The sequence below is a fragment of the uncultured Gemella sp. genome (assembly GCF_963537375.1).
In the GTDB taxonomy this organism is placed as follows: domain Bacteria; phylum Bacillota; class Bacilli; order Staphylococcales; family Gemellaceae; genus Gemella.
In genome coordinates this window covers 84,444-111,102 of record NZ_CAUTDQ010000001.1, presented here as the reverse complement: position 1 = coordinate 111,102, position 26,659 = coordinate 84,444, and the positions used below count along the sequence as shown (strand labels likewise).

20 protein-coding genes and 1 CRISPR repeat array (1 of these 21 running past the window's edge) are annotated in these 26,659 nt (G+C 32.0%); of the genes, 15 read left to right on the top strand and 5 right to left on the bottom strand.

What is annotated here, in order from left to right; genetic code table 11:
* Nucleotides 1-1,473: a CRISPR direct-repeat array (repeat unit 36 nt; unit sequence GTTTGAGAGATATGTAAATTTTGAATTCTATTAAAC); it reaches 5 nt to the left of the window's first position.
* 135 nt (nucleotides 1,474-1,608) lie between these two features.
* The 3 genes from murF to uvrB all read right to left on the bottom strand — a co-directional run bounded on the left by murF (nucleotide 1,609) and on the right by uvrB (nucleotide 6,323).
* A complete protein-coding gene (murF, locus tag RYK99_RS00530) occupies nucleotides 1,609-2,970 on the bottom strand; it encodes a UDP-N-acetylmuramoyl-tripeptide--D-alanyl-D-alanine ligase (RefSeq protein WP_314989154.1) in 1,362 nt (453 codons plus the stop codon).
* An 8-nt stretch (nucleotides 2,971-2,978) separates the two neighbouring features.
* Nucleotides 2,979-4,046, bottom strand: a complete 1,068-nt coding sequence (locus RYK99_RS00525) for a D-alanine--D-alanine ligase (RefSeq protein ID WP_314989153.1) — start codon at nucleotides 4,044-4,046, stop codon at nucleotides 2,979-2,981.
* A gap of 276 nt (nucleotides 4,047-4,322) precedes the next feature.
* Nucleotides 4,323-6,323, bottom strand: a complete 2,001-nt coding sequence (gene uvrB / locus RYK99_RS00520; protein WP_314989151.1) for an excinuclease ABC subunit UvrB — start codon at nucleotides 6,321-6,323, stop codon at nucleotides 4,323-4,325.
* Nucleotides 6,324-6,609: 286 nt separating this feature from the next.
* On the opposite strand from uvrB, the gene RYK99_RS00515 reads away from it, so the two are divergent.
* From RYK99_RS00515 to RYK99_RS00490, 6 genes are all read left to right on the top strand, one after another.
* Complete coding sequence (locus RYK99_RS00515; RefSeq protein WP_314989149.1) at nucleotides 6,610-7,578, top strand: Rpn family recombination-promoting nuclease/putative transposase; 969 nt, start codon at nucleotides 6,610-6,612, stop codon at nucleotides 7,576-7,578.
* A gap of 53 nt (nucleotides 7,579-7,631) precedes the next feature.
* Nucleotides 7,632-7,880 carry a hypothetical protein gene (locus RYK99_RS00510; protein WP_314989147.1) on the top strand — a complete coding sequence of 83 codons (249 nt, stop codon included), beginning with the start codon at nucleotides 7,632-7,634 and terminating at the stop codon, nucleotides 7,878-7,880.
* A gap of 310 nt (nucleotides 7,881-8,190) precedes the next feature.
* Nucleotides 8,191-9,090 (top strand): RluA family pseudouridine synthase, encoded by a 900-nt coding sequence (locus RYK99_RS00505; RefSeq protein WP_314989145.1) that lies wholly within the window; start codon nucleotides 8,191-8,193, stop codon nucleotides 9,088-9,090.
* Nucleotides 9,091-9,458: 368 nt separating this feature from the next.
* Nucleotides 9,459-10,325 (top strand): class II fructose-1,6-bisphosphate aldolase, encoded by an 867-nt coding sequence (fba, locus tag RYK99_RS00500; RefSeq protein WP_003145913.1) that lies wholly within the window; start codon nucleotides 9,459-9,461, stop codon nucleotides 10,323-10,325.
* A gap of 68 nt (nucleotides 10,326-10,393) precedes the next feature.
* Nucleotides 10,394-11,428, top strand: a complete 1,035-nt coding sequence (locus tag RYK99_RS00495; RefSeq protein WP_314989143.1) for a M42 family metallopeptidase — start codon at nucleotides 10,394-10,396, stop codon at nucleotides 11,426-11,428.
* Nucleotides 11,429-11,781: 353 nt separating this feature from the next.
* Nucleotides 11,782-12,180 (top strand): SIALI-17 repeat-containing surface protein, encoded by a 399-nt coding sequence (locus RYK99_RS00490; protein ID WP_314989141.1) that lies wholly within the window; start codon nucleotides 11,782-11,784, stop codon nucleotides 12,178-12,180.
* A gap of 133 nt (nucleotides 12,181-12,313) precedes the next feature.
* On the opposite strand, the gene RYK99_RS00485 is transcribed toward RYK99_RS00490, so the two are convergent.
* Entirely contained in the window at nucleotides 12,314-13,471 is a 1,158-nt protein-coding gene (locus RYK99_RS00485; protein ID WP_314989139.1) for an MFS transporter, read from the bottom strand.
* Nucleotides 13,472-13,480: 9 nt separating this feature from the next.
* On the bottom strand, nucleotides 13,481-14,173 hold the full coding sequence (locus RYK99_RS00480) for a type II CAAX endopeptidase family protein (RefSeq protein ID WP_314989136.1): 693 nt from the start codon (nucleotides 14,171-14,173) through the stop codon (nucleotides 13,481-13,483).
* Between the two features lie 387 nt (nucleotides 14,174-14,560).
* Between RYK99_RS00480 and RYK99_RS00475 the strand changes: the two genes are divergently transcribed.
* From RYK99_RS00475 to purH, 9 genes are all read left to right on the top strand, one after another.
* Nucleotides 14,561-15,934, top strand: a complete 1,374-nt coding sequence (locus tag RYK99_RS00475; protein WP_314989134.1) for a glycine--tRNA ligase — start codon at nucleotides 14,561-14,563, stop codon at nucleotides 15,932-15,934.
* Nucleotides 15,935-16,245: 311 nt separating this feature from the next.
* The gene (purE, locus tag RYK99_RS00470; protein ID WP_314989132.1) at nucleotides 16,246-16,722 is read left to right on the top strand and encodes a 5-(carboxyamino)imidazole ribonucleotide mutase; all 477 of its coding nucleotides are present in this window, start codon (nucleotides 16,246-16,248) and stop codon (nucleotides 16,720-16,722) included.
* Nucleotides 16,719-17,762 (top strand): ATP-grasp domain-containing protein, encoded by a 1,044-nt coding sequence (locus RYK99_RS00465; RefSeq protein ID WP_314989130.1) that lies wholly within the window; start codon nucleotides 16,719-16,721, stop codon nucleotides 17,760-17,762. Before purE ends, RYK99_RS00465 begins: the two co-directional genes overlap by 4 nt.
* Nucleotides 17,755-21,432, top strand: coding sequence for a phosphoribosylformylglycinamidine synthase (locus RYK99_RS00460; protein WP_314989128.1), 3,678 nt, complete (start codon nucleotides 17,755-17,757; stop codon nucleotides 21,430-21,432). Before RYK99_RS00465 ends, RYK99_RS00460 begins: the two co-directional genes overlap by 8 nt.
* Nucleotides 21,432-22,133, top strand: a complete 702-nt coding sequence (purC, locus tag RYK99_RS00455; protein WP_314989126.1) for a phosphoribosylaminoimidazolesuccinocarboxamide synthase — start codon at nucleotides 21,432-21,434, stop codon at nucleotides 22,131-22,133. Before RYK99_RS00460 ends, purC begins: the two co-directional genes overlap by 1 nt.
* Nucleotides 22,126-23,577 carry an amidophosphoribosyltransferase gene (gene purF, locus RYK99_RS00450; RefSeq protein ID WP_314989125.1) on the top strand — a complete coding sequence of 484 codons (1,452 nt, stop codon included), beginning with the start codon at nucleotides 22,126-22,128 and terminating at the stop codon, nucleotides 23,575-23,577. The genes purC and purF overlap by 8 nt, the downstream gene beginning before the upstream one ends.
* Complete coding sequence (purM, locus tag RYK99_RS00445; protein ID WP_314989123.1) at nucleotides 23,577-24,581, top strand: phosphoribosylformylglycinamidine cyclo-ligase; 1,005 nt, start codon at nucleotides 23,577-23,579, stop codon at nucleotides 24,579-24,581. Before purF ends, purM begins: the two co-directional genes overlap by 1 nt.
* On the top strand, nucleotides 24,578-25,141 hold the full coding sequence (gene purN, locus RYK99_RS00440; RefSeq protein WP_314989121.1) for a phosphoribosylglycinamide formyltransferase: 564 nt from the start codon (nucleotides 24,578-24,580) through the stop codon (nucleotides 25,139-25,141). The genes purM and purN overlap by 4 nt, the downstream gene beginning before the upstream one ends.
* Nucleotides 25,138-26,658 carry a bifunctional phosphoribosylaminoimidazolecarboxamide formyltransferase/IMP cyclohydrolase gene (purH, locus tag RYK99_RS00435; protein ID WP_314989120.1) on the top strand — a complete coding sequence of 507 codons (1,521 nt, stop codon included), beginning with the start codon at nucleotides 25,138-25,140 and terminating at the stop codon, nucleotides 26,656-26,658. Before purN ends, purH begins: the two co-directional genes overlap by 4 nt.
* Nucleotide 26,659: the final 1 nt, after the last annotated feature.

Here is a 26,659-nt window from a genome sequence, read left to right as displayed (position 1 = left end):
AGAGATATGTAAATTTTGAATTCTATTAAACGGAATTTCAGATTTCAAAGCGTAGTTTGAGTTTGAGAGATATGTAAATTTTGAATTCTATTAAACAACAATCTACCATGCTCAACATTGTGACAAGTTTGAGAGATATGTAAATTTTGAATTCTATTAAACGCATATTGACCTTGAGTAACCGCAGCTAAGTTTGAGAGATATGTAAATTTTGAATTCTATTAAACAAAGTCATTCCATGCTGATTGATGGATACCGTTTGAGAGATATGTAAATTTTGAATTCTATTAAACAAATATAGTAAATATAGTAACCACCCTTTAGTTTGAGAGATATGTAAATTTTGAATTCTATTAAACGTTGTAAATGAATTAAGAATTAAGTGGTTAGTTTGAGAGATATGTAAATTTTGAATTCTATTAAACATGAAAAACTGTTTCTTGTGCAGCTCTTCCGTTTGAGAGATATGTAAATTTTGAATTCTATTAAACATGCTTAACTGGTGAAGATGTTAAGGGGCTGTTTGAGAGATATGTAAATTTTGAATTCTATTAAACGCAGAATACAAACTTGCTATTTCTCCTAAGTTTGAGAGATATGTAAATTTTGAATTCTATTAAACCCATGAAGTAGGATTTCATGCTGGGTTTTCGTTTGAGAGATATGTAAATTTTGAATTCTATTAAACTAAAGAGAGTTATTTAAAGAAAAAGTTTCGTTTGAGAGATATGTAAATTTTGAATTCTATTAAACAGTATTTGCTGAGAATAAGAAAGCTGAACTGTTTGAGAGATATGTAAATTTTGAATTCTATTAAACTTTTGCTCCAGTACCTCAACACGTGCTTTGTTTGAGAGATATGTAAATTTTGAATTCTATTAAACTGTACTTGTTGCTATTCTGTAGAAGAGTTGTTTGAGAGATATGTAAATTTTGAATTCTATTAAACATCATAACCAACAACTACATCTTTCTCATAGTTTGAGAGATATGTAAATTTTGAATTCTATTAAACTAAACCAGTTGTGATTTTAGGTAAAGTTGGTTTGAGAGATATGTAAATTTTGAATTCTATTAAACTACTTCCTTTTGTTCGCTTGCAAAGTCGTGTTTGAGAGATATGTAAATTTTGAATTCTATTAAACTATTAGATATTGAATATACAACTAGAAATCGTTTGAGAGATATGTAAATTTTGAATTCTATTAAACTAAGATTTTGTATTTGTTCAAGAGTACATTGTTTGAGAGATATGTAAATTTTGAATTCTATTAAACAAGTTACAAAAGCGTATTACTGATGTTTGGTTTGAGAGATATGTAAATTTTGAATTCTATTAAACACAATTAGATAAGATTAGACAGAGTTTCTGTTTGAGAGATATGTAAATTTTGAATTCTATTAAACATTTTTGGTATAATTACTCATTTTTAATCTGTTTGAGAGATATGTAAAGTATATTATAATAAGATTATCGATGAGATAACATTGAGTGTTATTTGATCTATAATCTTATTTTTGTTTACATAAACTTTATCAAATAGAAGAGGGTATAAAAAAAAGCGTTCACGTTAATCTCAATAAACGTAAACGCCCTCTAATATTTTGTTACTCCGTTATCTCCTCAATAATCGTTTCTAATTTCATTGAACGACTTGCTTTGAATAGAATAACTTCGTTTTTATGTTTGTTATTTTTTAAATATTCACTAACTTCTGCTGTAGTAGGGAAGTGTAGTGTTTTTATTTTGTCATTTTTAATTTGTTTAGTAATGTTTTCGGCAAGTTCTCCTACGCTGATTACTAAATCTATATCGTTAGTATTGTTAGAGATATATTCACCAACTTCACCGTGATAATTAACTTCATTTGGTCCAAGTTCGAACATGCTTCCTAATACTAATGTTTTATAGTCGAAGTCATTGAAGCTGCTCACGACATCTACTCCAGCTTTCATAGAGGTAGGGCTGGCGTTATATGCATCGTTAATAATTAGTGAGTCTTCTTTGTAAGGAATACTTTGCAGACGCATACCGGTGATTTCTACAGTATTTTCGATAGCCTTGCGAATTTCTTCGTTAGTTAATCCGATTTTACTTGCGATAGCTGTTGCGAACATAATGTTGAATAGATTATGTTTTCCTTTTAATTTAGTGAAGTATTGTTCATCACTGATGTTAAGTTTAAAATCAATTCTATCACGAGTAATAGTGTAGTTTTCTAAAATAATATCGTTATAGTTATTTTCACCACATGAAGTAGCATTGATATCTGATGAATCTACTAATGTTTTTAGAAGAACTTCATCTCCATTGTAAACGAAGTATCCGTCTTTTTTCATTCCGTTAGTAATTTCGAATTTAGCCTTAGCAATACCTTCACGAGATTTGAAGAATTCTATATGACTTTCACCGATATTAGTAATTACTGTATAATCTGGTTCAACCATTTTAGATAAGAAATCAAGTTGACCGAATCCATCAGCTCCCATTTCAAGAACTAGAATTTCACTATCTTCTGGAGCAGCAAGAATAGTTAATGGTACACCAAGTTCATTGTTAAAGTTACCTTGTGTTTTGTGAACTTTATATCTTGTTGATAATACACTTGTAATTATATCTTTTGTAGTAGTTTTACCGTTACTACCTGTAATAGCGATAGTTTTGGCATTTAGGCTGTCTAAGTAATGTTTTGCTAAAGTTTGAATTGCTTCGTAGCTATCATTAACATAAATAATGTTATTATCAGAAACGAAGTCATCTTTTAGTGATAAACTTGCTGCTGCACCTTTTTCAAAAGCACTTTCTATATAGTTGTGACCATCTACATTTTCACCTAAGAAGGGGATAAATAGATCCCCTTGTTTAACTTTTCTACTATCGATTGCGATACCTGTAATTTCTGTATCGCTAGTGATATTTACTTTTTTTGCATTTAATATTTTTTCTAAATCTTTAACTAAATATTTCATGTTTTATCCTATTCTTCAGTTAATAAGTCTTTACGATCTTCATAACGCTCTATAGCTAGCTTGAATAATTCTTCGATGATTTCAGAATAACTTACATTCATGTTTGCCCATAGTGAAGGGAACATTGAGAATGGTGTGAAACCAGGCATTGTGTTTACTTCGTTAATGAAGATTTCTCCTTCTTTAGTGTAGAAGAAGTCAGCACGTACTAGACCAGAACCACTGATTGCACGGAAAGCAGTAGCTGCCATTTCTCTAAATTTAGGATATAGAGTAGTGTCTACTGGGGCAGGAATATCCATACGTGATTGTCCATCAGTATATTTAGTTTCATAATCGTAGAATTCTGTTGAAGAAATATTTACGATTTCACCTGGATTTGTAGTTTTTACTTCGTTGTAACCAAGAACTGCAACTTCTATTTCTTTAGCTCCAACAGCTCCTTGTTCAACAACGATTTTTTTATCGAATTTAAGAGCTTCTTCAATACCTTTAACTAATTCAGCTTCATCATTACAACGGCTGATACCAACTGATGAACCTAAGTTTGCAGGTTTAACGAAAACAGGGTATTTAAGGTTTTCGCCGATTTCAGCGATAATAGCTTCTTTTTTATTTTTCCATGTATACTCGATAAAGTGAACATATGGAAGTTGAGGTAAATCGTAAGCAGCGAATAACTGTTTCATAACTACTTTGTCCATACCAGCAGCACTTGAAAGTACATTGTTACCAACATAAGCGATATCCATAATTTCTAGTAAACCTTGGATTGTTCCATCTTCACCATTTGGTCCATGAAGAACAGGGAAGACGATATCGAATTTACGTCCATCTTCGAATAATAATCCGCTGATGTCATTATCAAAGTTTGAGAAAATAAGATCGTGTTGGTCGACTACTTCTGATGTAATTTGTTCACCACGTGCCCAGTTTCCTTTTAATGAGATGAAGATAGGAAATACGTTGTATTTTTCTTTATCAATTGCGTTAATAATTGATTTTGCTGTTAATAGTGAAATTGAGTGTTCTGCACTTTTTCCACCGTAAATAATTCCAATATTTTGTTTTGTCATGTTTTTAATCTCCTAAGGAATAAAATTGTTTTGTCATTATGTATAAATCTCAATCTACACACATATTAACTTAGTAATGGCTAACGTTTGATGAAAACGATACATTACTAATATACTTTATTATATCACAAAAATCTAAAAGTAGAATAAATTTGTAAAATATATGGAAGAAAAATTTAAAATTACTAAAACGCTTAAGAATAATAAAAAGAAGCGCGAGCTAATTCGATACTATGTTAATCAAATTAGAAAAGTCGCTTCCTTAAAAATTAAGTGCTAAAGCTTATATTTTTCTTTAAGTTCTGCGATAGTATCACGAAGTTTCGCAGCTTGTTCGAACTCGAATTTTTCTGCTGCAGCGAACATTTGTTGTTCTAGTTCTGCTAAGTGTTCTTCAATATTATCGTCGTTGATATTTGCACTTTCTTCAAGTTCAAAAATTTCATCATCTTTAATGACTTCTTTCTTAGCACTTATAGAATCACGAATATCTTTGATAATTGTTTGTGGAGTGATTCCGTGCTCTTCGTTATAAGCCATTTGAATTTCACGACGTCGATTTGTTTCATCTATTGCTTTTCTCATGCTTCGAGTAATATTGTCAGCATACATTATTACTCGACCATTAGCATTACGAGCTGCACGTCCAATCGTTTGAAGAAGTGCTTTATCTCCACGTAAAAATCCTTCTTTATCTGCATCCAAAATAGCTACAAGAGATACTTCTGGAATATCTAATCCTTCACGTAATAAGTTTATACCAATAAGAATATCAAATTTACCAAGACGTAGATTTCTAATTATTTCAGTACGTTCTAAAGTTTTTATATCAGAGTGTAGATATTCTACTTTTAATCCATTTTCTTTTAGATAAGCAGTAAGAGATTCTGCCATTTTTTTCGTTAGAGTAGTGATTAGAACACGTTCCCCTTTAGCTATAATCTTCTCAGCTTCTTTAGTTATATCGAAGACTTGATCGCTTACTGGACGAATATCAATAATAGGATCTAATAGGCCTGTAGGACGAATAATTTGTTCAGTAATTTTTGTACTGTTTTCTAGTTCGAAATCGCCAGGTGTCGCTGATACGAAAATAGCTTGATTTAATTTCTTCTCAAATTCTTCGAAGTTTAAAGGTCGGTTATCTAGAGCTGTAGGTAATCTGAAACCATAATCAACAAGAACTTGTTTACGAGCTCTGTCTCCATTAAACATACCACGAACTTGAGGAAGAGTAACGTGTGATTCGTCAACCACGAGTAACCAATCATCAGGGAAGTAGTCTAGTAATGTATAAGGAGTACTACCTGGTTCACGAAGTGTAAGGTGAAGAGAGTAGTTTTCTATCCCGGAACAGAATCCCATTTCTTCCATCATTTCAAGGTCATAGTTAGTACGCTGTTCAAGACGTTGAGCTTCTAGAAGTTTGTTTTCCATATTAAGAACTTTTAGTCTTTCTTCCAGTTCAGCTCTAATTCTTTTAATTGCTTCTTTAGTTTTTTCATCACCAGCTACGAAGTGACTGGCAGGGTAGATTGCTATATGTTCAAGTTCACTCGATACTTCACCAGTAAGTGGATTAATCTCACGGATGCGATCTATTTCATCTCCAAACATTTCTACACGAACCGAATTTTCACTGCGAGATGCTGGGAAAATTTCAATAACATCACCACGAACTCTAAAAGTACCACGAGTAAATTCGATATCATTTCTCATATATTGAATACTAATAAGTTTTTCTAGCATTTTATTACGACTTATTTCATCGCCAACTCGTAAAGATAGTACTAGAGAAGAATATTCTTCTGGAGACCCCAGCCCGTATATACAGCTGACACTCGAAACTATAATTACATCATCACGATCGAATAAAGATGATGTTGCACTGTGTCGAAGTTTATCAATTTCATCGTTCACCGAAGAATCTTTTTCTATATAAGTATCAGTCGATGGAACATATGCTTCTGGTTGGAAGTAATCATAGTATGAAACGAAATACTCAACACGGTTATTCGGGAAAAACTCTTTAAGCTCGTTGTAAAGCTGACCAGCTAGTGTCTTGTTGTGAGCTAGAACTAGGGTAGGTTTACCCACATTTTTCACAATGTTAGCTATGGTGAAAGTTTTACCAGTACCTGTAGCCCCCAGTAAAGTTTGATATTTTTCTCCATTATTTAAACCTTCAGTAAGTTCGGCAATCGCATTTATCTGATCTCCTTTAGGTTCGTACTTACTTTGAAGGTCAAAATCTACATGTAATCTATTAATTTCCAAAAAATTCACTCCTTTTTTGATAGTTGTTCTGTGAGTTGAAATTGTATAAATAAATCGACTCACACAAAAGGTTCATTAATTCTTTCTATAATATTATAATATAGATAGGGTAATAGTGAAAGAAAAAGTAACTAGTGTTTAATCTAAAAAGTGTTTATTATTATAATTAGATATGTAGAGAAATTAACCTTGAAATACTATATATATCAATGGAAATAGAGGATATTAGTATGATATAATATTGTTATAGGAGATTGTAATTAAACACAATGGGAGGTGTGCAATTATGAAAAAAGTTAGACATGAACATGTAAAACCAACAGAAGATTTAGTAGCTAAAAAAATATTCTCAAATACAGAGATAACATCAGCCTTCATTAGTGATATACTAGGACTATCGGTTAAATGTTCAAAAATATTAGATGGAACTCAAATTCATTCAAGTTTTGAAGACGAGGTATTACTGTACAATACATCTTTAGACGTTTTAGCTGAATTAGATGATGGAACTCAAGTTATTATAGAAATACAGGTGGCTAAGCAGTTAGAATTTTTAAAAAGATTATGGGTGTGTATATGTAATCAAGTGTCCAAAAATATGGATACAATAAGATTACAACTAGGTAGAACTAGTCCTATTTATTCAGAGTTAATACCAGTTTATTCAGTTTCGATTTTAGAAAAAAATTATTTTGACGATGATAGAGCAATAAGAAGTTTCAGTCTAAGAGATGATGATACGAATAAACAGCTAAAAGTTGATGTAAAAGGAATACAAGAAAAAAGAAATTTAATAACTATGGCATTTTTAGAGCTAAGTAAATATAATCCAGATATAAGAGAAAACTATAATAAAAAACGATGGTTAGAATTATTCTCTAATCAGCCGTTTACTCAAAGTCAGGATGAAATAATTGAAAGTGCTGATAGTTTGATGGAGTATAAAAATTGGAGTGAGGAGGAAAAAGCTATGTATGATGAAAAGACAAGGAAATATGATGCATATATAGATGCATTGCAATATAAATTTGTAGAAGGAATAGCTCAAGGAAGAAGCGAAGGACTAGAACAAGGAAGAAATGAAGGAATAGAGCAAGGCATAGAACAGGGAATAGAAAAAGGCCGTAGCGAAGAGAGAAAGAATTCGATAGCGAAATTTATTAAGTATGTAAAATTAGGAGTAATCTCAAAAAAAGATGCATGCCAAGATTTAGGACTGACAGAAAAAGAGTTGGATAAATATTTACAGGCTTAATTAAGATTTGAAGTTTAAAAAAACATTCACTGATAATGAGGTGATTAGATAAGATGTATGATGAAAAGACAAGGAAATATGATGCATATATAGATGCGTTGCACTATAAATTTGTAGAAGGTATGGAACAAGGAATAGAGCAAGGCATAGAACAGGGAATAGAAAAAGGCCGTAGCGAAGAGAGAGAGAATTCGATAGCGATATTTATCAAATATGTAAAGCTAGGAGTAATCTCAAAAAAAGATGCATACCAAGATTTAGGATTAACAGAGAAAGAGCTTGATAAATACTTACAGGCATAGCGTCTTGAGAATGACATTAAAAACCTATTGCATTATAAAAAAATATATATAATAATTGAGAGTGATATTGAATCATAGTTTGAATAAACGGATTTAAAATTATCACTCTCATTTTCTCTGTTTTAAGCAAATATATCTTCTAAATATGAAGCGGAGTTTTCTTATTGTTTATATCATATTTAGAAATATTACATTAATAAATCTTGAATAGTGTAATTAATACTATATTTTAAAACATTTCTACTATATTTCATTTTGTTTTTTTGAATGTATATGTTAAGATAGTATAGTATGAAAAAAGGAGGAAGTAATGGATACACAAAAAATTATATATACTTCACCGAAAAGTGAAAGAATCGATAAATTTTTACAACAAGAATTAACAGATGTTTCTAGAACAAATATCCAGAACTTAATTTCTGAAGGTTATATCAAAGTAGATGGAAATAATATTAAAACAAATTATAAATTAAAAGACGGAAATGTTATTACTATTGAATACAAGGAGCCTGAAGAATTAGACGTTGTAAAACAAGATATTCCAATTGATATTGTATATGAAGATGATGATTTAATTATCGTAAATAAAGATAAAGGTATGGTTGTTCATCCATCAGTAGGTCACAAAGATGGAACATTAGTTAATGCCTTATTATTCCACAGTGAACTTTCAAGTATTAATGGTACTATTAGACCTGGTATTGTTCACAGAATCGATAAAGATACATCGGGATTATTAATCGTTGCGAAAAATGATAAAGCACATGTTAAATTATCTGAAATGATTGCGAATAAGGATGTTAAGAGAAAATATTATGCTCTTGTTCACGGTAGTATCAAACACGACTACGGAACAATTGATGCTCCAATAGCTCGTAATCCAAAAGAACGTAAAGAAATGGCAGTTATCGATGAAGGGAAACCATCTATTACACACTTTAAAGTTGTTGATAGATTCGAGAAATATACACTTATCGAGTGTGAATTAGAAACTGGACGTACTCACCAAATCAGAGTACATATGAAATACATCAACCACCCATTAGTAGGAGATCCAGTATATGGTCCAAGAAAAACATTAAATACTAATGGACAAGCACTACATTCAAAAAGTATCGAATTCAACCACCCAATCACAGGAGAACATTTATATTTTGAAACAGAAATTCCTGAATACATGGTTGAAACTATGTCTAAATTAGACAAATAGTATAAAAGTATAATATATCGCCTCAAATATTAGTATAAACAACTAATTTTGGGGTGATTTTTTCGAATTATATAGGTGTACTAGTATAATGAAAAAAATTTAGAGGGGAAATTAAATAGTTTAAATAAATGAAAATTTTTAAAAAATCAAGTTAGAAAATTTAAAGTGTAAATTTATAAAAACTAAGAAATTAATCATGTATACGTTAACAGAGAAAACTTGTAATACCAAAGAATAGAAGAATTAATATGTTAAAATTTAATAAATATTACACTTAATTGAAAATTATAAAAGAAAATAGTTTATTTTTTCTAAAAAGTGTAGTATTATAATATATAATAAGTAGTTATTTAAGGAGGACAAACAACATGGTATTAGTACCAGCAAAAGACATGCTTGTAAAAGCAAGAAAAGAAGGATATGCTGTAGGGCATTTCAACATCAATAACTTAGAATGGACAAAAGCTATTTTAGCAGCTTGTGAAGAAGCAAAAAGTCCAGTAATCTTAGGAGTAAGTGAAGGAGCAGTTAAATACATGACTGGTTTCAGAACTGTAGCAGCTATGGTTGAAGCTATGGTAGAAGAAATGAAAATTACAGTTCCTGTAGCATTACACTTAGACCACGGTTCATACGAAGGAACTCAAAAAGCTATCGAAGCTGGATTTAGTTCAGTAATGTTCGACGGATCTCACTATCCATTCGAAGAAAACATCGCTAAATCTAAAGAAATGATCGCTTTAGCTCATTCTAAAGGTCTTTCTATCGAGTGTGAAGTAGGTTCAATCGGTGGAGAAGAAGATGGAGTTATCGGTAGCGGTGAATTAGCTGATCCAAACGAATGTAAAACAATGGCTGACTTAGGAATCGACTTCCTAGCTGCAGGTATTGGTAACATCCATGGTAAATACCCAGAAAACTGGGCTGGATTAAGCTTTGAAACATTAGAAAAAATTTCTAACATCACTGGTGGAATTCCATTAGTATTACACGGTGGTTCAGGAATCCCAACTGAGCAAATCCAAAAAGCTATCTCTCTAGGAGTATCTAAAGTTAATGTTAACACTGAATGTCAATTAGCATTTGCTGAAGCTACACGTAAATACATTGAAGAAGGTGGAGATCAAAAACCTAAAGGTTTCGACCCTCGTAAATTATTAAACCCTGGATTTGAAGCTATTAAAGCTATGGTTCACGAAAAAATCGATATCTTCGGTTCAAGAAACAAAGCATAATAACTACGAAACATATTTTAAGACTCATGCTTTGCATGGGTCTTTTTTTAATAGAAGGGAGAATTCCAATGCAAGAAACAATAAATTATTTAAAAAAACTAACAAGTATAGTATCACCTACAGGTTATACTAAAGAAATCTCTGATTACTTAGTAGAAGAATTAGAAAGACTTGGCTATAGTCCTATAAGAACTAATAAAGGTGGAGTGAATGTAGTAGTGAAAGGAAAAGATGATTCTAAACATCGTGTAGTTACTGCTCATGTTGATACTCTAGGTGCTATGGTTCGTGCCGTAAAACCAGATGGAAGACTTAAACTAGCTAAAGTCGGAGGTTATCCTTGGAATATGATAGAAGGAGAAAACTGTCTTGTACACATGGCAAGTACAGGAAAAACAGTAAGTGGTACTATCTTAGTTCATCAAACTAGCACACACGTATATAGAGATGCTGGTACAGTAGAACGTACAGAAGATAATATGGAAGTAAGATTAGATGCGAAAGTAACTAACGAAAAAGAAACTCGTGAATTAGGTATTGATGTTGGAGACTTCATTAGTTTTGATCCTAGAACTATCATCACAGATACTGGATTCATTAAGAGTAGATTCTTAGACGATAAAGTTAGTGCGGCAATCCTACTAGATTTGCTAAGAATATATATAAAAGAAAATGTTGAACTTCCATATACAACACACTTCATGTTCAGTGTGTTTGAAGAAGTAGGACACGGAGCAAACTCAAGTCTTCCGAAAGAAGCGGTAGAATACCTTGCGGTTGATATGGGAGCGATGGGTGATGACCAACAAACAGATGAATATACAGTGTCTATTTGTGTTAAAGATGCGAGTGGTCCGTATAACTATGAATTCAGAAATCACCTAGTAAATCTAGCGAAAGAAAATGGAATAGAATATAAACTAGATATATATCCATATTATGGAAGTGATGCTTCAGCCGCCATGAGAGCAGGAGCAGAAGTGAAACATGCATTATTAGGTGCAGGAATAGAGTCAAGCCACTCTTATGAAAGAACGCATGTAGATTCAGTAGAACAAACTCATAAATTAGTTAATGCTTATTTAAGAAGTGAATTAGTGTAGTAAGTGTAAAGAATAACAGATGATATATATAAATTATCTAATTTATATATATCTATGTTATAATTACTTACCTAAGTTATATTTACTAGTAAAATTGTCGACTAAACGTTATATGAAAATAGTAATGAGATAGAAAAAACTAATTAATCAAAAATTCATCTGTAAATTGGTTTGTTATTACAATAAATTAGATTTGGAATAACGGTCTTTGTTCAGATTAAAAATGTTTTTTGAGTTTTTTATGTTTTGTAAAGTTACAAAAATAAAAAAAATTACAAAAGAATACTATATTTCTATTGACAAGATATATACAATAAGTATATAAATTATTTTAAAAAGGAGATTGTTTTATTATGAAATTAAACAAATTTTTAGCAGTAGCAGTAGCAGCTACAGTATTACCATTATCAGTAGCTCACGCTGTTGATGAAACACCAGTAGTAGAAAAACCAGAGGTAGTATTTGATGCAAATGGACAACCTGTGATTAAAGACGGAAAATTTGAAACTCGTCCTAGCGTAACACAAAAAGGTACTCCAGAAGTTTCTGATGAAAAACCAAATGTAAAAGTACGTCCAGATGGAGTGGTAGAAGGAAAAATTTCTCCAGCAGTACACAATGTACAAGAATTCAAAGGTGGAGTAAACGGAGCTGAAGCAGCAGTAGCTGAAAAACCTGAATACAAAGCTGAAAAAGCAACAAATGGTAGAAATGTAAGAAGAGTTTTACCAAAAACTCACGCAGTAAAATAATACTGACAATAAATAAAAAGGATGTTTGATTTCAAACTCCTTTTTTTTTATGTAAGAATATATATCTTAATATAATTAAGAAAACAACCTTAAAACCCAGATTAATTCTGAACTTTCAAGGTTGTTTTTATTTTTATCTTTTTGCTTTTAATTTCGTTGCAACTACTGTTCCTATGGCTGCGATGATTGCTGATGCATAGAACACGTATGAGGTACTAATATCCCATAGTGCTCCCATAATATACAATCCTATAGCCATGCTTAGTTGGAAACAAATCGCTGTATATAGATTTTGCATATCTATAATCTCTTTGTTGTTGTAATCTCTATTAAGCATTAAGATGAATGCTATATGTGCAACAGCGAAAGTTATTGCATGAAATGTTTGCATTACTGTAAATACATAGATATTATGGAAAGTTGCTAAGGCTGCCCAACGTATCACGGCGCAAACTCCCGCGAACACCAATAGATTTTTTGGTTTTATTTTATCTACCAATCTTTTCGAAAAGATAAAGAAGATAATTTCTGCTATAACTGATACGTTTAAGATTACTCCTGATAACCATTTAGCTGATATATTCATACTTTCTAAATATATAGCATTATAATTGTTGTATGCTGTGTGAGAAAGTTGATATAAGAAAATAGTTACTATTAACAATATCGCATTTCTATCTTTTAATACCCAGCCATATAGGCTTTCTTTTTTATCGCTGTTACTGTTATTATCTAAGTTTAAGTTTTTTACTAATTTAGGCTGTGGTAGGAACATAAATACTAAATATAATGCTACTAAAAATATTAGTATGTAATATAGAGCTCCATTACCTACATAACCCAATACTCCTCCGATAAATATACCAACAACTGTATACCCAAGTGATCCGTATGTTCTTGCTTTCCCGTAGTCGATATTTTCTTCACGTAAAAATAAAGAAGCTAAACCTTCTACAAGAGGATTAATCATAAAGTAAATTAACCCGAATAGGAATGTGATAATTCCTAATAATATCTTTTCGTTTGTAAATCCATAACTTACCGCAAGTATAAGACCTGAAGCAACAGATAATTTCATCGTAATATTTAAGTTGTATTTTTTTATTAAATACGGACTTAAAAATATACCACTGATAACCCTAGCGAAATACAACATTGAGAATATCGAACTGGCCTCTAGAACACTTAAGTTTTTTACAGAAGTCAGATAAACCATCCAGAATGGAAGGAAAGTCCCTGTTACTAAAAATTGTAAAAAGTAGTTAGACGATAACCAAGTTTTTGATGACATATTTACCTCCTAATTTACGAAAAATTGTACTAAAACTACTAAACTATTCATTAAAATATGAGCTACGATAGGTGTAATTATTCTCTTCGTATGTAAATATAGATAAGAAAATACGAATGACATTCCGATATAGACGATCATAATTGGTGAAAATCCATCGTGAGGTAGTGCGAATATTATTCCTGTGATTAGTGCAGGAATTGTAAATCTAATCCACTTTTTACTACCTATCATTGCGTCGTAAAAATATCCAAATACTGCTTTTCTAAAGAACAATTCTTCCATTATTGGTCCTAGTACAGCTACATATAGTACGAAATATGTTTTTAGTTTTATTACTTCAACAACGTTACTTGTATTTTTACTTTTAGTAGGAAAGCTAAAAAAGTTTGATAGGTATACTAATAAACCATTCAGAAGTCCTTGCAGTAACATCATCGAAATAAATCCAATAATTCCAATTGCAAATAGGGTGATAAGGTTATATTGTGACTGTTGTCTATCTATATCGTTAGTTCCTTTTCTAGCTATAAAACCAAGAATAAAGGTCGATGTTAAAGATAAAAATAACACAATAGTTACACGACTATCAACACTAATGTTTCGAGGGAGTTGAAGTGGAATAACAAATACTGCTAGTATATAAATAATCCCACTAAGAAGTAGGTGGTTAACATTACCACGAGTTAATGAAAATCTCATAGCCCCTCCTTATTAAATTTTAATCATTTTCTATTATAACATCTATAAATAGTGAGTACAACCTTATTGATTAAAAGTTGTATATAATGGTGAAAATAATACGCTAAAAATTTAATCTAAATAATTTATCATTCATAAGTAAACGTATTCATGATATTTTTATTAATTTAACTTGAAAATTTATAAATTTAGTGATAGAATGTAATGTAAGAAAGCGAGCTGATGATGGTGAAAGTTCAGCAACAATATTGGCATTAAATACAATTTAATATTGTTAAAGTTGAGTTTTTACTAATCAGGGTGGAACCGCGGAAATTATTTCGTCCCTAGATGTGCTTCGGCATATCTAGGGCTTTTTATATTTTTATTAACAAGGAGGAAACAACAATGGAGAAAATTTTATCTCTAGCAAAAAATAGAGGATTCGTATTTCAAGGATCTGAAATTTATGGTGGATTAGCTAATACTTGGGATTACGGTCCACTAGGTGTAGAATTAAAAAATAACGTAAAAAAAGCATGGTGGAAAAAATTCATTCAAGAATCACCATATAACGTAGGGTTAGATGCAGCTATTTTCATGAACCCACGTACTTGGGAAGCATCAGGACACGTAGGTAACTTCAGTGACCCTATGATGGACTGTAAAGTTTGTAAATCACGTCTTCGTGCTGATAAACTAATCGAAGAATACTACTTCAATGAAAAAAATGAAGATGTAGTAGTTGATGGTCTTCCATTCGAAGAATTAGAAGCTATTATCGATCGTGAAAACATTAAATGTCCAGAATGTGGTAGTCATGATTACACAAACATTCGTCAATTTAACCTTATGTTCAAAACTAACCAAGGTGTAGTAGAAAATTCTACAAGCCAAATTTACCTACGTCCTGAAACAGCACAAGGTATCTTCGTTAACTTCAAAAACGTTCAACGTAGTATGCGTAAAAAATTACCATTCGGTATTGGACAAATTGGTAAATCATTCCGTAACGAGATTACGCCAGGTAACTTCATCTTCCGTACACGTGAATTCGAACAAATGGAATTAGAATTCTTCTGTGAGCCAGGAACAGAATTAGATTGGCACAGTACTTGGAAAAATAATTGTGAAAAATTCTTACTAGACTTAGGTATGACTAAAGAAAATATCCGTCTACGTGACCACGATCAAGAAGAATTATCTCACTACTCTAATGCAACAACTGACATCGAGTTCAAATTCCCATTCGGTTGGGGAGAACTTTGGGGTATTGCTTCAAGAACAGATTACGACTTAAAACAACATATGGAACACTCAGGTCAAGATTTAACTTACCAAGACTTAAGTACAAATGAAAAATTCATTCCATATTGTATCGAACCATCTGTAGGGGTTGACCGTGTTCTTTTAGCATTCTTATGTGATGCGTACAACGAAGAAGTGGTTGGAGAAAATGATACTCGTACAGTTCTTAAATTCCACCCAGCACTTGCTCCATTTAAAGCAGCGGTATTACCACTTTCTAAAAAATTAAGTGATAAAGCTGTTGAAGTATATCAACAATTAGCTGCAGATTTTATGGTTGATTTCGATGAAACTGGATCAATTGGTAAGAGATATAGAAGACAAGATGAAGTTGGTACTCCATTCTGTATCACTTATGACTTTGAATCTGAAAACGATGGAATGGTAACTGTTCGTGATAGAGATACTATGGAACAAACTCGTATTCCAATCGCTGAATTAAAACAATATATCGAAGAAAAAATTAAATTCTAATTAAATGAACACTCAGAATATTAGTTCTGGGTGTTTTTTGTAATAATTTTAGTACATATTTAGAATAATAAAATCAAATGTCTGTATTTTCTTATGTAAACAAGTGCTTTAAATAAATGAATAGGTTGAAAAGTTCATAAAATCTTTAAAATTATTTATAAAAAATTAAAAATATCCGATTTTTATTCTATTTATACTTGATAAAAATTTAAACAAGTAGTATAATTTGAATTGTAGACGTACGATAAAAATATTTAATGTAAATAAATAATCAAAAAACGTACATTTAAAATTAAAAAGGAGCTTAAAGTATGAAAGTTGCGGTAATTATGGGTTCAAAGTCGGATTATACAACGATGGAAGAAACTTGTAAATTGTTGGAAGAGTTTGAAATTCCTTTTGATAAAAAAGTAGTAAGTGCACATAGGACATCTGATCTTTTAGTTGAATTTTCTAAAAATGCGAGAAGTGATGGCTATTCGTTAATCATAGCCGCGGCAGGAGGGGCAGCACATCTTCCTGGTATGGTTGCTTCTATGACTACCTTACCTGTTATAGGTGTTCCGATTAAATCGAGTGTTCTTAGTGGAGTCGATTCATTGTATTCGATAGTACAGATGCCTGCTGGAGTACCGGTCTTAACTATGGCAATTGGAGTAGCGGGAGCAAAAAATGCGGCTATAAGTGCTTTATCTATACTTGGAATAAATGATGGAAAGTATGCATCTAAGTACGAACGATTCAAAAAAGAACAAGAAAGAATAGTATTGGAAGAGATGAAACTATGATTAAGACGATATTACCAGGAAAAACTATTGGAATAATTGGTGGTGGTCAACTTGGAAGAATGCTTGCGATGGGTGCTAAGGAGATGGGATACAAAATTGCTGTTCTAGATCCTAGTGATAGTTGTTGTGCAAAAATATTTAGCGATATTTTTATTCAAGCTGAATTCAATGATTTTGCTAGTGTTGAAAAGTTATGTTCGGTTAGTGATGTTATTACTTTTGAATTCGAGAATATCGATGCCGCTTCTTTAGAAAAACTAGAGAAAAAATATAACATTGTTCAAAGTGCAGAAGTGCTGAGAACTACTCAGCACAGATATTATGAAAAAGAATTTGCTAGAAAACTAGATATTCCAACAGTAGACTATATATATGTTGAAGAAGAAACAAATGTAGAAATAACTAAACCATATTTAATGAAAACTGTACGTTTTGGTTATGATGGAAAAGGTCAGAAAAAAATTAGCTCTAGTGAAGAAGTAGAATCATATACTTTACTTGAAGAGTTCGTTAAACTCGATAAAGAAATCTCGATAGTTGCGGTTAAAGATAAAGATGATGTTAATATCGTCGCAGTAGTCGAAAATGAACATAGAAATAATATTTTATATCGTTCGAAAGTACCAACTACAGCCACTAAAGAACAAGAAGCTCTTGCAATCGAATATACGAAAAGAATTCTTAGTAATTTTGACTATTACGGAGTACTTACTGTTGAGTTCTTTATAAGTGAAGGAAAAGTTATTTTTAATGAAATAGCACCACGAGTTCACAATTCAGGACATATAACAATGCAGAGTGCAACGAAGAGTCAATTTAGAGCTCATATTGAAGCTATTTGTGGTTTAAAAGTAGGTAAGATAGAGAATAAAGAAACGACACTTTATAATATCCTAGGTCAAGACTTAGATTATTATATAGATGTGTATAAAAATAAAGGTGGTTACTTACACTTATATGAAAAAGAACCACGCCAAGATAGAAAAGTAGGACATATTAATTTTTACGGTGATGTAAATTTAGGAGGAGAACATGACTAACAAACGAATTTTTGTAAAGAAACGCAATGGATATAATAAAGAAGAACTACAGCTAAGAGACAACTTGAACTTAGAGTTTAATCTAGGCCTTGACTCTGTGGAATTGTATGTAATTTATGATGTCTTTAATATTGATGAAGAAACTTATGAACTAGCTAAAACTTCCGTGTTTTCTGAGATTGTTGTTGATGAAGTGTTTGAAGATATTGAGCTTAATGATGGGAAATACTTCGCTTATGAAGTTCTACCTGCCCAATACGATCAAAGAGCTGACAGCGCAAAAGAAAGCATAAGATTGCTTAACTCAAAAAGTAAAGCAACTGTACGAAGTGGTAAGTTAGTTCTTTTTAATACACAGTTAACAGATGAACAACTAGAACTTGTAGAAAGCTATTTAGTAAATCCTATTGAAGCTCGTAAAAAAGATTTATCAATTCTTGACTTTACATTAGATTCTACTCCAAAACCGCTAAAAGATTTAGCCGGATTTTTAGAGTTTGACAAAGATGCGTTACTTGGTCTTAAAAAAGAATTTTCTCTAGCTATGAATATTGAAGATTTAGTATTTATCCAAGATTATTTCAAAAAAGAAGGCCGTGTGCCTACTGAAACTGAAATCTATGTATTAGACTGTTACTGGAGTGATCACTGCAGACACACTACATTCGAGACTGTATTAGATGATGTAAAAATTGAGTCAGAACTTTTCCAAAAAGAGATGCAAGATGCCTTTGAATATTACTTAAACGTCCGTAGTGAACTTGGCCGTAATGATAAACCTATTACACTTATGGATATGGCGAGTATTATCGGTAAATATCATGTGAAAGTATTGAAAGATGAAAATATTGAAGTAAGTGAAGAAATTAATGCATGTTCATTCTTTACTACTATAGAAAATAATGGTGAAAAAGAACGTTGGTTAATCCAATTCAAAAATGAAACTCATAACCACCCAAGTGAAATCGAACCATTCGGGGGAGCTAGTACTTGTATAGGAGGAGCTATTAGAGACCCACTATCAGGACGTAGTTATGTATATCAAGCTATGCGTATTTCAGGAAGTGGTAATGTATTACAAAAACGTGAAGATACTTTAAAACACAAACTTCCTCAAGTAGATATCGCTAAAGGAACAGCACACGGTAACTCATCTTACGGTAACCAAATTGGTCTTGCGACTACATTTGTTCGTGAATTATACGATGATAGTTATGTAGCTAAACATATGGAAGTTGGTGCTGTAGTTGGTGCTGTTAAGGATGGAGATTATAAACGTGAAACTCTTGTCGATGGTGATATTGTTGTGATGATAGGTGGAAGAACTGGTCGTGATGGTATTCAAGGTGCGAGTGGTTCAAGTGTAGAACATACTAATGATTCATTAAATACCATGTCTAGCCAAGTTCAAAAAGGTAATGCGCCAGAAGAACGCAAGTTACAACGTTTATTTAGAAAACCAGAAGTCACAAAACTTATTAAAAAATGTAATGACTTCGGTGCTGGTGGTGTATGTGTGGCAATCGGTGAACTTTCTGATGGTATTGAAATTCACTTAGAAAAAGTTCTTACTAAATATCAAGGTTTAAATGCTACAGAATTAGCTACTAGCGAATCTCAAGAACGTATGGCAGTAGCTATTGATAAAAAAGATTATGATGTGTTTGTTCGTGAATGTGAGAAAGAAAACATCGAATATGCTCATGTTGCTAATGTGACTAATAGACGTCGCTTAGAGATGTATTACAACGCTGAGAAAGTTGTAGATATGAGTGCTGATTTCTTAGAAACTAGTGGTGTTCGTCAAAAATCAAAAGTTACGATGAAAGATAATACTGCTGCTAATCCATTCTTAAATAAAGAAGTAACTCGTGAAAATATCTTAAGTGAATTAGGTGAGTTAAATGTAACTTGTCAAAAAGGTCTTGCTCAAAAATTCGACTCTTCAATTGGTGTTACTACAGTTCTTATGCCTTTTGCAGGGAAACATAAACTTACGCCAGTTCAAGCGAGTGTTCAAGCTTTACCAACATTACATATAACGAGTGATACAGCGACAATCTTAACTTATGGATTCATTCCAAAAATTTCGTACTACTCACCATTCCTATCATCTATTTATGCCGTGTTAGAATCAGTAGCAAAAGTTTACGCAGTAGGTGGAAATAAAGATAGCTTATACTTCTCATTCCAAGAATACTTCGAAAAATTAGGTACTGATAGTACTAAATGGGGTAAAGTTACTCAAAGTTTATTAGGAAGTATTTATGCTCAAAAAGAAATTGGTAGACCAAGTATCGGTGGTAAGGATAGTATGTCAGGTACTTTCAATGACTTAAATGTAGTTGAAACATTAATTTCATTTGCTTGTACACCTGTAAAAATAGCTGATGTAATTACTCCAGAATTAAAACAAGCTGGCAATAAATTGTACTATGTACCTGTAGAAAAAGATGAAAAAGGATATCCAGATATTAAGAAAACTTTAGAAAATTATGAACTTGTTCATAAGTATATTAAAGAAGGTAAGATAGTATCTGCATATGTACAAGAAGAAGGAAGTATAGCCGCTTCATTAGTGAAAATGTCACTTGGTAATGATCTTGGTTTTGAAGTTGAAAAAGAAAATATTCTTAACTTTGATCCAGCATCTCTAGTAGTTGAAGCAACAACCGAGCTACCATTTGAGAAGTTAGGAAAAGTTAGTGAAAGAATTATAATTAATAACGAAGTGTTTATGCATAAAGATATTTACGAAGCATACACAAAAACACTAAATAAAATTTATCCATTATATCAAAATGAAGATAAAGGTAATGTTGAAAATCTTCATACAGAATATAAAGAGAAAAAATATTATCCAGAATATGTAGAAGATGTAAAAGTAGTTATTCCAGTATTCCCTGGTACAAACTGTGAGTACGATAGTGAAAAAGCTTTTATAGAAGCAGGAGCTACACCTATTACAGTAGTTATTAGAAATACTCGTGAAAATGATATTGAACAATCGATAGAAGAGTTCACAAAAGCTATCGAACAATCTCATATAATTATGTTTCCTGGAGGATTCTCTAGTGGGGATGAACCAGATGGAAGTGCTAAATATATTGTAAACTTCTTAAAAAATGAAAAAGTTAAAGATGCAATTCATAAACACCTTGCTCAGAAAAAATTAATCTTAGGTGTGTGTAACGGATTCCAAGCATTGCTTAAATCAGGACTATTACCATACGGTGAAGTTAGAGAATTAGCTGAAGATGATTTAACACTATATAGAAATGATAGTTACGAACATATTTCAACTACAGCCTTTACTCGTGTAGCTAATACAAACTCACCTTGGTTACAAGATTTTAATATTGGAGATCAACACGAAGTGGTATTCAGTCATGGTGAAGGTAAAGTGGTAGGACTTAATATTAACAAGTTTAAACATCTTGTCGCTTTCCAATATAGTGATTTCGATGGTAATGCTACATTAAATGGTCGCTTCAATCCTAATGGATCAGTTCTTGCAACTGAAGGATTAGTTAGTGAAGATGGATTTATCCTAGGGAAAATGGGTCACAGCGAAAGATACGGAGATACATTATATAAAACAAATACATTAAAAGTTAAACAAGATATTTTCAAAAATGGTGTGAATTATTTCAAAGGGGGAAGAAAATAATGAAACTTTTATACGAAGGAAAAGCTAAACAACTGTTCGAATGTGAAAATAATGATGAAATATATGTACATTATAAAAATAGTGCTACAGCATTTAACGGTGTGAAAAAAGAAGAGTTTGAAGGAAAAGGAGTATTCAATAATACAATTACTTCATTAATCTTCGAATACTTAGAAAAACAAGGTGTAAAAACACATTTCATTAAAAAAGTTAATGAAACAGATCAAATTTGTAAACATGTCACTATTATTCCTTTAGAAGTAATAGTTCGTAATATAGTAGCTGGTTCTATGGCTAAAAAATATGGACTTGAAGAAGGGAAAAAATTAAAAAAACCAGTCTTTGAGTTAAGTTATAAAAATGATGAACTAAATGATCCGCTAATTAATAATGATCATGCGGTGGCATTAGAAATCGTTACAGAAGAAGAGTTAGAAAATATTCGTACTCAAGCGTTAAAAATCAATGAACTATTACAAAAACTGTACTTAGATGTAAACTTAGTACTTGTTGATTTCAAAATTGAATTCGGAAAAACTAAAGATGGTGAGATAATTCTTGCTGATGAAATTTCTCCAGATACATGTCGTCTTTGGGATAAAGACACAAATGAAAAATTAGATAAAGATAGATTTAGAAGAGATTTAGGTTCAGTAATGGAAGCTTATGAAGAAGTTTTAAGGAGATTAGAAAATGCGTAGTCTTAATGAAGAATGTGGAGTATTTGGTATTTGGGGACATCCTGAAGCAAGTAACGTAACATACTTTGGTTTACATAGTTTACAACATAGAGGTCAAGAAGGAGCTGGAATAGTTTCTAAAGAAGGTACTAAACTAAGAGGGCATCGTGATCTAGGTCTAGTATCAGAAGTATTTCGAGATAAAGAAAAATTAGAAAGATTAGTAGGAGAAAGTGCTATTGGTCATGTTAGATATGCGACTAGTGGTAGCAATAGTATCCAAAATATTCAACCATTCTTATTTCATTTCTACGATATGAGCGTTGGTATTTGTCATAATGGTAACTTGATTAATGCTAAAACTCTTAAAAAGGAATTAGAAGAGCAAGGTGCAATATTCCACTCTTCTTCAGATACAGAAGTACTTATACATCTTATTAGAAGAAGTAAAAAAGAAACGTTTAAAGAACAGCTTAAAGAAAGTCTAAATATTATCAAAGGTGGATTTACATATTTAGTATTAACAGAAGAAACTCTATATGGGGCGGTAGATCCAAATAGCTTTAGACCTTTAGCGATAGGTAAGATGAAAAATGGAGCGTATGTTGCTGCAAGTGAAACTTGTGCTCTAGATGTAGTAGGTGCTGAGTTTGTGTGTAATGTAGGTGCTGGAGAGCTAGTTACTATTAATGATAAAGGTATTAGAATCGAGAAATATACTGAAGATACACAAGTAGCTATAGCTGCGATGGAATATGTATATTTTGCTAGACCTGACTCAAATATTGCTGGTATTAACGTACACAGTGCTAGAAAAAGAACAGGGCGTACACTTGCTAAAGAACAACCTACACCAGATGCAGATATGGTAATTGGTGTACCTAACTCATCTTTATCAGCTGCGAGTGGTTATGCAGAAGAAAGTGGACTTCCATATGAAATGGGATTAATTAAAAATCAATATGTAGCACGTACATTTATTCAACCTACACAAGAACTTCGTGAACAAGGTGTGAGAATGAAACTGTCAGCGGTTAGAGGTGTAGTTCAAGGTAAGAGTATAGTCTTAGTCGATGATTCGATTGTACGAGGGACTACTAGTAAGAGAATAGTTCAATTGCTAAAAGAAGCGGGAGCAAGAGAAGTACATGTAAGAATTGCTTGTCCACCACTTATGTTCCCAAGTTTTTATGGAATAGATATTTCTACTACAGAAGAACTTATTTCAGCAAACAAAACAAATGAGGAAATATGTGAAATTATTGGAGCTGATTCACTAGGTTTCCTAAGTGAACAAGGATTAATTGATTCTATTGGTTTAAACTATGATGCACCGTATACAGGTTTATGTATGGAGTGTTATAACGGAGATTATTCAGCAGGTCTATATGACTATGAAGAAAGCTACGTTAATTCTATGACAGATATTCAAAAACAATTTCTAAAAGAGAGAGGTAGAATGTAATGAGTAAAAAGTATGAAGAAAGTGGTGTAAGTCTACAAGCTGGTTATGAAAGTGTAGAGCGTATTAAGAAACACGTAGCACGTACAAAAAATTTAGGAATGATGTCTGCAATAGGTGGTTTTGGTGGAGCATTCGACCTTAGTAGTTATAACTTTAAAAATCCAGTATTAGTTAGTGGTACTGACGGTGTTGGAACTAAATTAAAACTTGCATTCGAATTAGATATTCATAACACTATAGGTATCGATGTTGTAGCGATGTGTGTCAATGACATTCTAGCTCAAGGTGCAATTCCATTATTCTTTTTAGATTATCTAGCAGTAGGTAAAAACTACCCTGAACAAGTAGAAGCGATAGTTGAAGGTGTTGCTGAAGGTTGTGTTCAAGCAGGATGTGCGATAGCCGGAGGAGAGACTGCTGAGATGGCAGGATTTTATGAAGACGGGGAATATGATATTGCAGGATTCTGTGTAGGTGCTCAAGAAAAAGAATTACTGCTAAGTACAGAAAACACAAAAGCAGGACAAGTAGTAATAGGTCTACCATCAAGTGGTGTACATTCTAATGGTTTCTCATTAGTAAGAAAAATTTTAAAAGATAATAATATTGGTTTAAACGAAGAATTTAACGGAAGTACAGTAGGAAAAACATTATTAACACCTACTAAAATCTATGTAAAAGAAGTACTTAAAGTATTAGAAGAGGTTAAAGTAGCTGGAATAGCTCATATTACTGGGGGAGGTTTCCATGAGAATTTACCTCGTGCTCTTAAAGACGGATTAGGTATGAAAATTAATAAGAGTTCATATGAAGTACCAGAAATATTTAAGTACCTACAAGAAAAAGGTAAAATTGATGAAGAAGAAATGTACCATATCTTTAATATGGGTGTAGGTATGGCATTAATAGTAAACAAGGAAGATGTAGATAAAACTTTATCATTAATAGATAATGCGTTTGTCCTTGGTGAAGTAACAGAGGAAAGTGGAATAGAGATAGTATGAAGAAAGTAGCGATATTTGCGTCGGGAACAGGGAGTAATTTCGAAAAAATTTCAGATGATGAAAGACTAAAAGATAAAATCTCAATCGAGCTACTAGTATGCGATAGAAAAGATGCAGCGGTAATTAGAAAAGCTCACGATAGAAATATTAAGGTGTTTATATTCTCTGCGAAAGATTTCGAGTCAAAAGAAGCGTACGAAAGTGTAATTTTCGAGAAAGTTAAAGATTTAGATTATATTTTCTTAGCAGGTTATATGAGAATTATCTCACCTTATTTCTTAGAAAGATATAAAAAAACTATTCTTAATTTACATCCATCATTATTACCGAAGTTTAAAGGTAAAGATGCTATCGAACAAGCTTTTTATGCAGGTGAGAAGGAAATAGGAATTAGTATTCATTATGTCAATGAAGAGCTAGATGGTGGAGAAGTAATAGCTCAGAGATCATTTGAAGTACAAGAAGATGATACTATAGAAACTGTAACTGAAAAAGTGCATAAACTAGAACATAAATTATATCCAGAAGTAATATTGAAATTAGTTAAGGAGGCACTATGACTAAAAGAGCATTAATAAGTGTAAGTGATAAAACGAATATTGTAGAATTCGCAAAAGGTTTAGAAAAACATGGTTTCGAAGTTATTAGTACAGGGGGAACTTTTACACATTTGAAAAATAATGGAGTAAGTTGTATTAGTATCGAAGATGTTACACATTTTCCAGAAATTTTAGAAGGACGTGTAAAAACTTTGCACCCTAAAATTCATGGTGGATTATTATCAAAACGTGGTAATGAACTTCATAATAAACATGTAGCTGAAAATAACATTGAGTATATAGATTTAGTTTGTGTAAACTTATATCCATTTGAAGCTACTGTTAAAAAAGAAGGTGTTAGTGAAGAGGAAATCATCGAAAACATTGATATTGGTGGACCTAGTATGCTAAGAAGTGCTGCTAAAAACTTTAATGATGTAGCTGTAGTTACTGATATTAACGACTATGATAGAGTACTTTCTGAACTAGAGCAAGGTGAAATCTCATACGAAACACGTCGTGCTTTAGCTATAAAAGTATTTAATACAACAGCTAGTTATGACGCAGCTATTGCGAATTATTTCAATAAAAAAGATAACTTAGTACCTGAAAAATTAACATTATCATATAAATTACAAGATAATCTTCGATATGGGGAGAACCCTCATCAAAAAGCTTATCACTATGTACAAGATAATAACGAAAGTTATGCTTTACAAAATGCTGTGCAACTTCATGGTAAGGAAATGTCATACAATAATATTCAAGATGCTTCTGCAGCTTTAGATATTCTTTCAGAGTTTGATGAAACTACATGTGTTGCTGTTAAACACATGAATCCATGTGGAGTAGCGACAGGAAGTTCTGTATTTGAAGCGTATAGTCGTGCATATGAAGCGGATCCTGTATCTATCTTTGGAGGAATTGTTGCAGTAAATGGAAAAGTAGATAAGGAAACTGCTGAAAAAATGCACAGTATCTTTTTAGAAATTATTTTAGCGACAGATTACGATGAAGAAGCGTTGGAGATACTAACTAAGAAGAAAAATCTACGTATCTACAAACTGTCTGAAAAAAATAATAATCATGAACAACAAATCAAAAGTGTTCGTGGTGGAATCTTAGTACAAGATTTTAACGAAAAACTTGCTGATGAATATGAAAGTGTTACTGAGAAAAAAGTTGATGAAACTCAACGAAAAGATATTGAGTTTGGCTTAAAAGTTGTAAAACATGTTAAATCAAATGCAATAGTTGTAGTAAAAGACGGACAAACTTTAGGAATCGGTGCTGGTCAGATGAATAGAGTAGGTTCATGTAAAATAGCTTTAGAACAAGCGGGAGAAAAAGCAAGAGGTGCAGTGCTAGCTTCTGATGCATTCTTCCCAATGAGAGATAGTGCTGATATTTCAGCTGAATATGGTATTGCTGCGATAGTACAACCAGGAGGATCTATACGAGATCAAGAAAGTATAGATGCATGTAATGAGAAAGGTGTGGCGATGGTCTTCAGTAAAATACGCCACTTTAAACACTAAT